7 protein-coding genes and 2 pseudogenes are annotated in these 6725 nt (G+C 59.0%); 5 read left to right on the forward strand and 4 right to left on the reverse strand.

Features of this window, described 5'->3' with window-relative positions; translation table 11 throughout:
* Positions 1-286: 286 nt before the first annotated feature.
* The 3 genes from EN807_RS30790 to EN807_RS30800 all read right to left on the reverse strand — a co-directional run bounded on the left by EN807_RS30790 (position 287) and on the right by EN807_RS30800 (position 2405).
* Complete coding sequence (locus EN807_RS30790) at positions 287-1024, reverse strand: hypothetical protein (protein ID WP_246684464.1); 738 nt, start codon at positions 1022-1024, stop codon at positions 287-289.
* A gap of 622 nt (positions 1025-1646) precedes the next feature.
* Positions 1647-2027, reverse strand: coding sequence for a DUF982 domain-containing protein (locus tag EN807_RS30795; protein WP_348627908.1), 381 nt, complete (start codon positions 2025-2027; stop codon positions 1647-1649).
* 75 nt (positions 2028-2102) lie between these two features.
* Positions 2103-2405, reverse strand: a complete 303-nt coding sequence (locus EN807_RS30800) for a DUF982 domain-containing protein (protein ID WP_127209966.1) — start codon at positions 2403-2405, stop codon at positions 2103-2105.
* Positions 2406-3002: 597 nt separating this feature from the next.
* Between EN807_RS30800 and EN807_RS30805 the strand changes: the two genes are divergently transcribed.
* From EN807_RS30805 to EN807_RS37005, 5 genes and pseudogenes are all read left to right on the forward strand, one after another.
* Positions 3003-3503, forward strand: a complete 501-nt coding sequence (locus EN807_RS30805) for a DUF309 domain-containing protein (RefSeq protein WP_246684466.1) — start codon at positions 3003-3005, stop codon at positions 3501-3503.
* Between the two features lie 271 nt (positions 3504-3774).
* Positions 3775-4239 carry a MucR family transcriptional regulator gene (locus EN807_RS30810; RefSeq protein WP_128178266.1) on the forward strand — a complete coding sequence of 155 codons (465 nt, stop codon included), beginning with the start codon at positions 3775-3777 and terminating at the stop codon, positions 4237-4239.
* Between the two features lie 518 nt (positions 4240-4757).
* Entirely contained in the window at positions 4758-4886 is a 129-nt protein-coding gene (locus tag EN807_RS37520) for a hypothetical protein (protein WP_281033739.1), read from the forward strand.
* Positions 4887-5560: 674 nt separating this feature from the next.
* Positions 5561-5992, forward strand: a pseudogene (locus EN807_RS37000) (PHB depolymerase family esterase); the annotation flags it as partial.
* Between the two features lie 20 nt (positions 5993-6012).
* Positions 6013-6552 (forward strand): hypothetical protein, encoded by a 540-nt coding sequence (locus EN807_RS37005; protein WP_245485769.1) that lies wholly within the window; start codon positions 6013-6015, stop codon positions 6550-6552.
* A gap of 12 nt (positions 6553-6564) precedes the next feature.
* Here EN807_RS37005 and EN807_RS30825 read toward each other — a convergent pair.
* Positions 6565-6725, reverse strand: a pseudogene (locus EN807_RS30825) (IS630 family transposase); the annotation flags it as partial.

The following is a 6725-nucleotide window of genomic DNA, read 5'->3' on the forward strand; positions in this document are numbered from 1 at the left end:
GGCTTCCTCACCCGCCTCTTGAGCTGCAGCCTCGCGGTCTGTTCGACCCTTCATCGGCCACCCCTTGGGCAAGATGAAGCGGCCCGTTTGCCGAGACGTTAGCAGCAAGATTTCAGTGTCTCCGTCTGCAGCGCGGCGATAAGGCAAAGCGGCAACCTGTGCGATGGGCTTACCACGGCGCGCTCGCTTCCCCAGCTTCTTTTTCTTCAAAGGCCCGGCCATCCATTTCGCTGAGACCTTAGCCCGTATTGTCGGTAGCTGGCTAAATTTTTTGCGAAAGCCGCAGCTAGGTTCTTGGACGAGTCCGACGTCGCCCTTTGCACGCAAAACGGTTCTTCCTCACTTTGTGTGGAGCGGCGGCAGCATTCGCCCTCTCAGTCTCACAATTGGCGGAGTTGCTCTTGAGGCGCGCGCCGGCGAGTTCGAGGAGCGCGTAGGCTATCTCGTTCTCGGTCCAGCCGGATTCTGCTGCCCGCTCAGCCAATTGCTGGAAGGCGGGTTCCAAGGCGAGCTGGCATTGAAGGCCGCGATCCGGATGGTCGACCGGGCAGCTTGGTTCCACGATCGCAACGCTCGATCGCTTCATTGCAGGCCATGGGCTCTCGCCCCTCCCCCTTAGCCACACGAGGCGCGCCAGCTCACCTGTCGTTGGTGCGCGCCACGGCAACCGCTTCATCTTGTCAACCAGCCGCTCCAGCGATCCTGCGCGTTCCAGCTCCGCAAAGAAATGATGCGGCGTGACGCTACCGAGCCGGTGCATCTCGGCCAGGTTCCACACATATGGATAGTCGACCATGAAATCGGATCGAGGCGAGGCCTTGGACGGTTCAGCCTTGGTCAGGATGCCGCCGCCCACGAGCCGATCAGCCTTCTCGATGATTTGGCGCACCCTCAATTTCGACGGGCTATGTTCTTGCGCTAGGTCGGCGAAACTCTTGCCCTTCAGAAAACCTTCGACCAGGGCGACATTCCTATCGACGGTCGGGCTAAACGCCCAACAGGCGCGCAGTTTTTCCAGTATCATTCCGTTCGTTCATCCGGTTGTTCGCCCCCCTTGCAAACCCTACCCGGCCACATCGGCGCTTGGAAGACAAGACTCACATCATGGCGTACGTCCGCTGCGAAAACTGACATATACGATCAGCGACTTCTGGTCTCGGCACCGATGCGGCCGACGGCGGTTATGTGAATACGAAATATGCTGGCGATCACCATGATCGTTGTTGACCGCCGACCTCGCGAATGTCGGCTTCGACGGCACACCGGGCTCTCGGCAACGTTGAACAATTCCGTTTGAAGATGGTTGATTTCGTCGTCGAGGCTCGATCCATCAGGATCGGTGTCGACGAGTCTTTATTTTGAGGAACCCATATTCGTTTGACTCGCGCAATTCGCTGTACTGCGTATCATCGCAAGCGCGGGATTGCGACATCCTGCGAAGTGCCCGCGTTGCTGGAGAATCGATTTTGCGGAAGTAAAAAGGCCCCGGCGCTGGGTCGGCGCGCAGGGCCTTCAGGCATGTACGAGCTACCAGCATGTCCAGTTATGATCGTGCGCTATCATAATGAACAAACGCTGAATAATCGCTAGACGCCTGGACCACTCTGTCCGAGATGAACGAAATTCATGAGCGCGCGTCCAAGCTCTCAATCGCTGCGCAGAAGCTTTGCTTCGAGCGCGGCTGCCACAAAAGCACGCCGAGCGACTGGTGGATGAGCCTCACCTCGCAACACCTGCAGACAGGCGTCCATTGCTGCCTTGCGCTTCGCGGTCTGACGATGGAGATGCCGCAGCAGGATGTTGGACGCGTCATTGACATCGAACACGACACGCTCCGAACTGTGACGGCTGACTTGAACAACGACTGGCCTTTCAAATCTGCTCGAGCCGGTCATCACCCCCCCTCTACACCCAGCGGCGACAGCCTCGCTCGCATTTATTTCCTTACCGAAATATTCGGCTGCACCCTCGCAGCTAAACTTGGTCGCTGGCGTCCAAGAGATCGTCATGAGCGCTGTCTGGTTCATGTCGGGGTGGCGCGGATTGGCTAGCTCAATCTCGACAATGTCGCCTTGCGCCAGTGTCGCACAGTTGGTGCAAGCCTACGCCTGCACCTTTCCGCTGCCCGCCTTGCACGCAGCGATCCACTGCATGGCGGAGGTTGGGTCTTCCGATATCGCAACTCGCTTTGCAAAGCCGACAAAGGCATTGCTGGCAGCGTCTACCGGTATGTGCCCGGCATATGCATCACAACATGCCCTCAGGGCGGTCTCGTAGGTCAGGTCTCTGCGATCCTCGGGCCACTCATTGAGAAAATCGATAGCGTCCGCAAGACTGGCAATCTCTTGCACGATATAGCTGGCTCGCTTCACGAAAATGGGGCTGCTAAAAGCCTCAGCGTTCATTCGTTCCCCTCCACCTGCTCCATAGCCAATTTGCACGACCCGGGCCGCATCGACGCCCGCCGACCATTGCAGAAATGTGCTGTCAGGGCGATGACGATTCAAGAGGATGCGTGATCTGCATCCTCGGTAAGCAGTTCGGCTGCGCATCACCGCGAAGTCCGGCGAAACCTGCTCAGGCATCTATCTTCCTTCCTGGCCTGATCTGAGGAGAACATACCCCCCGGGTGCCGTCATTCTCTAACGGCGTATGAACCACACAAAATTGAAAGGCCCCGTTTAACTGCCGAGCCACAATATGACCGCCTACGAAGTGAGGGCCCGCATGAACTGCCCGATGACCGCCGACGCAACCTCGCAGGTTCGTGAGATCTGACCGGCTGACAACTATTTGCCAAGACATTCCTGATGCGGCGGCTATGCACGGAACTGAGCATCTGTTCAGGGCCACGGGTGTGCTATACGGCTTTGATGACTATTGGTTCGATGTTGCGCCGGCGCTGGCTGCCGGAAAAGAGCTTTCCATCGTATGCGTATCTGCCGGGCAGGCAACCGCATCCCGTGCGCGACCCCGCGGGACATAGCTACAATAGCGAAGCCATGCCGTTGGCGGCAGAGGCGTCGCTGGACTCAGACATATTCCTTTGGGGTCTCGACCTCTTCAACCATGGGTATTACTGGGAAGCCCATGAGGCGTGGGAGGGTCTGTGGCAAGTTGCAGACCGAGGCGCTCCGCTTCGGACGCTCTTCAAGGGATTGATCCTGTTTTCGGCGGCCGGCGTGAAGATCCGCGAGGGCAAGCAGGCGGCGGCGATGCGTCATGCCGGACGCGCCGCGGCGCTCCTTCGTCGGCTGAACACGGCGGATCATACCTTCGAGCGTGCGCTCGGCATGTCACCTGCAGCGCTCGCCGAATACGCAGAAGCCGCGGCACGGATTCCGGCAGCCTTGCAGGCGACAGCGCTCGGTCAGCCCCAACCCGTGTTTGACTTCATTCTCGGACCAAGCTCCGGCGAAAGGCCGATCAGCTCGCAAAAAAACAAACAGTCATCCGTAGAAGTCGCCGGGAATAGACCGGCCCCGTTGGGCCAATGTCACTGACGAAAGACGAATGCCAGGTTTCGTTCACCTGGCCGTATTTTCGTGTAGCGCGGAATTTCGTCACGTTTTTTTTGGAATTACAAGAGCTCAAGACGGCATGGCTGCATATCGGTTCCGGCGCCTGGCAGCCGAAACGATTTCCGGGGCGAACGCCTATTAGCAATGGCTTTATGGCGATAATTATGCTGCCGAGACATTTATTGCCTTCAGCCACAACCATCACTATGTAGCGAGACTTCGCCTGCTGTCTTCAAGCCACCCGGAGAATTTCATGACAGAAGAAGCCGATCACAATCTCGACGCCCTCATCGAGCTTACCGCCGACGTCGTCTCAGCCTATGTCTCGAACAATCCGGTCCCAGTGGGCGATCTCCCCGCCCTGATCGGCCAAGTACATGCGGCACTGAAAGGAACCTCCGTCAGCGTTTCCGCAGAACAGCCGCAGGCTCTCAAGCCTGCTGTCCCGATCAAGAAGTCGGTGATGGCGGACTACATCATCTGCCTTGAGGATGGAAAGAACTTCAAATCGCTGAAGCGCCATCTGTCGACCCACTATGGCCTCACGCCGGACGAATATCGCGCCAAATGGGGCCTGCCGGCGGACTATCCCATGGTCGCGCCGAATTACGCCGCTGCGCGCTCGGCCTTGGCCAAGACCATGGGTCTCGGCCGCAAACCGAAAGAGTCGGAAACGCCGGCGCCGGCGAAGCGGACCGGCAAGAAGGTCGCAGCTTGACTTATCTCTCGAGGGTCGTGCGGGAGCGCGCGGCTGCTATCGGCATGATCTGCGCAGAATAGGAAAAGGGGGGACCAAACCACGCCTTACCCGGCGCTCATTCGCTCTTGCCGGGACGCAGGAGAAAATTTCAGCCAGTCGTCGCACAACCCACGCATCTCAAGGATCGCATCGTTGGCGACTACGCAGTCCATGGCACGCCACCACCATATCAGTGGCGGATCGCGCCGCAGCCCGGCATGAAGCTGCAAGCAAGGCTAATCGGTTCCGTCACCGCGTACTCCAGCTGAACATCGACATCATGTGCGCCGTCTTGTGAAGAAGCTACGCCTGGCGACATCAGCACGATTGACGCGGCCAGCGCCTACGCGGCCGAGTTCGCTATCCCTTCGTCTCCCTCAATCCGCGCCATCGCGTTCGCCGCATCTCGACGGAAGCCGCAATCGTCAGCGGCCTCTCGCGCGAAAGGCCCGAGGAGCGTATGTTCCGGCTTCTTGTTCGCGCCGGGCTTAGCTGCAGTGCGGCCGATCGATGCCCGCACGCTTTTTCGGGAGGCCAAAGGCAGCGCATCGGCTTGGCACGCGCGCGCGCTCATGCTGCAGCCGGATCTGCTTGTCGCCGACGAGCGCCAGCGCTCGACGTATTGATCGAGGCGCAGATCTGCCCTCCTTGCGACAGCGGAAAGGAGAGCAAATGACCAGCTCTATTAATCTCTACAGCCGCCAGCTATGGCAACGATTTTGAGAGTGGATCCTTTCGAGACCATGTCGATGCTTACCCACGTCTCGCTTTCGCACATGCGATATGCAATTTGTGCATTGCAATATATGCGGCGATCGATATGATCCTGTTGTCGGCCATCTACTCCTCACAGATGCGATGCCGACGCTGAATGCGGTGCACCTCCTCCCGCGCTGCATTTCAAATCGAGCCCACTGCCACCTCCTCCGGCAGTGGGCTTTTTCTTTGTATGAGCGCCAATTTGGCCCTTGGCCGACGTATTGGCTTCTAGGCGAGGCGAACTACGCCAGCCCCGTTTGGAGCGGGAGGTGACCTGGAGGCCCTCCGCAACAGTTCAAATGAACCTTGTTATTGTGCAGTGCAGCAACGATACTGCTGCATCCGCGTTCTGCGCAGCGTCGTGGCCATCTTAACGGCCGACGACAAGGAATACTGATTTGCGAAAAATCTCCGACACCATCACCCGCCTCGCCGCATTCCGCGCCGGGCCGGGTTTTCAGACCAATGCCGCGATCGGTTATCGGATCTGGCGATTTCGGGTCCAATCCGGGTGCCTTGCGTGCCAGGATCTACGTTCCGGATGAGTCTGCCCGAAGCGGCGCCTCTCGTCGTGGTGCTGCATGGCTGCACGCAGACGGCGGCTGGCTACGACAGTGGCTCCGGCTGGTCGCAACTTGCCGATCAGGAAGGTTTTGCGCTGCTATTTCCCGAGCAGCAACGCGCCAACAATCCCAACCTGTGCTTCAACTGGTTCGTTCCCAGCGACACAAAGCGGAACGAGAGGCCCTTTCCATCCGGCAGATGATCGAGGCGGTTGTCGTCGAATATGGCCTCGACCCTGGGCGCCGCGGGAGGCGCCATGGCATCGGTGATGCTGGCGTGCTACCCGGAGGTTTTTACCGGTGGCGCGATCATCGCCGGCCTGCCCTACGGGAGCGCAAAGACCGCCTTCGACCGCATGCGCGGTTATGGCATGCCATCGGGTCGGCAATTGCAGAAATCCCTACGCGATGCCTCGCCGCACCAAGGTCCTTGGCCTACGATATCGGTCTGGCACGGCTCCGCCGATCATCATCTTCCAACGCTGATGCCATCGTCGAGCAATGGCGGGCCATTCACGGACTCGATGCACGTTCGACCCGATCCGAAATGGTGGATGGTCATTCACGGTATGTCTGGTGCAATGCTCAAGGACAGGAGCTGATCGAGGAATATCGCATCGCCGGAATGGGCCACGGTACGCCACTTGACACAGCCGGCGACGCCGCGCTGGGCGTTGGGGGTCCGTTCATGCTGGACGTCGGTATCTCCTCTACCCGGCATATCGCGCGGTTCTGGGGAATAGCGAAGCCGTGCGTAATGCGAGATGCGAAGACCAAGCCGGCAAGAGCCAACAGCGAGGCGCTCGCGCCCGGTTGCGCGCGCGCTTTTTCGATGCCCAAGGCTGGGGTTCCCAATGTCCCTCAGTCTGCGAAACGTGCAGACATCCCGCCTTCTCAGAAGCCCAACTCCGCCGCGGAGATACGAAAAGTCATAGAGGATGCCCTGCGATCGGCAGGCTTGATGCACTAGAGCACGTCCTGTTTAATCCGGTTCATATCCTGCGGCTTTGAAGTAATTGGCACATTCGGCTGGGGTGAAGAGGTCGACGACCGCGCCGACCACGTCCCACAGAGCCTTGATGGTTCTCTCGGCCTTTGCTCGCAGCAGCGCCTTGAGTTTGGCGAAGGCGTTCTCAATCGGAT

Origin of the sequence: Mesorhizobium sp. M5C.F.Ca.ET.164.01.1.1, from assembly GCF_004792125.1 — a bacterium.
Lineage (GTDB): Bacteria > Pseudomonadota > Alphaproteobacteria > Rhizobiales > Rhizobiaceae > Mesorhizobium > Mesorhizobium wenxiniae.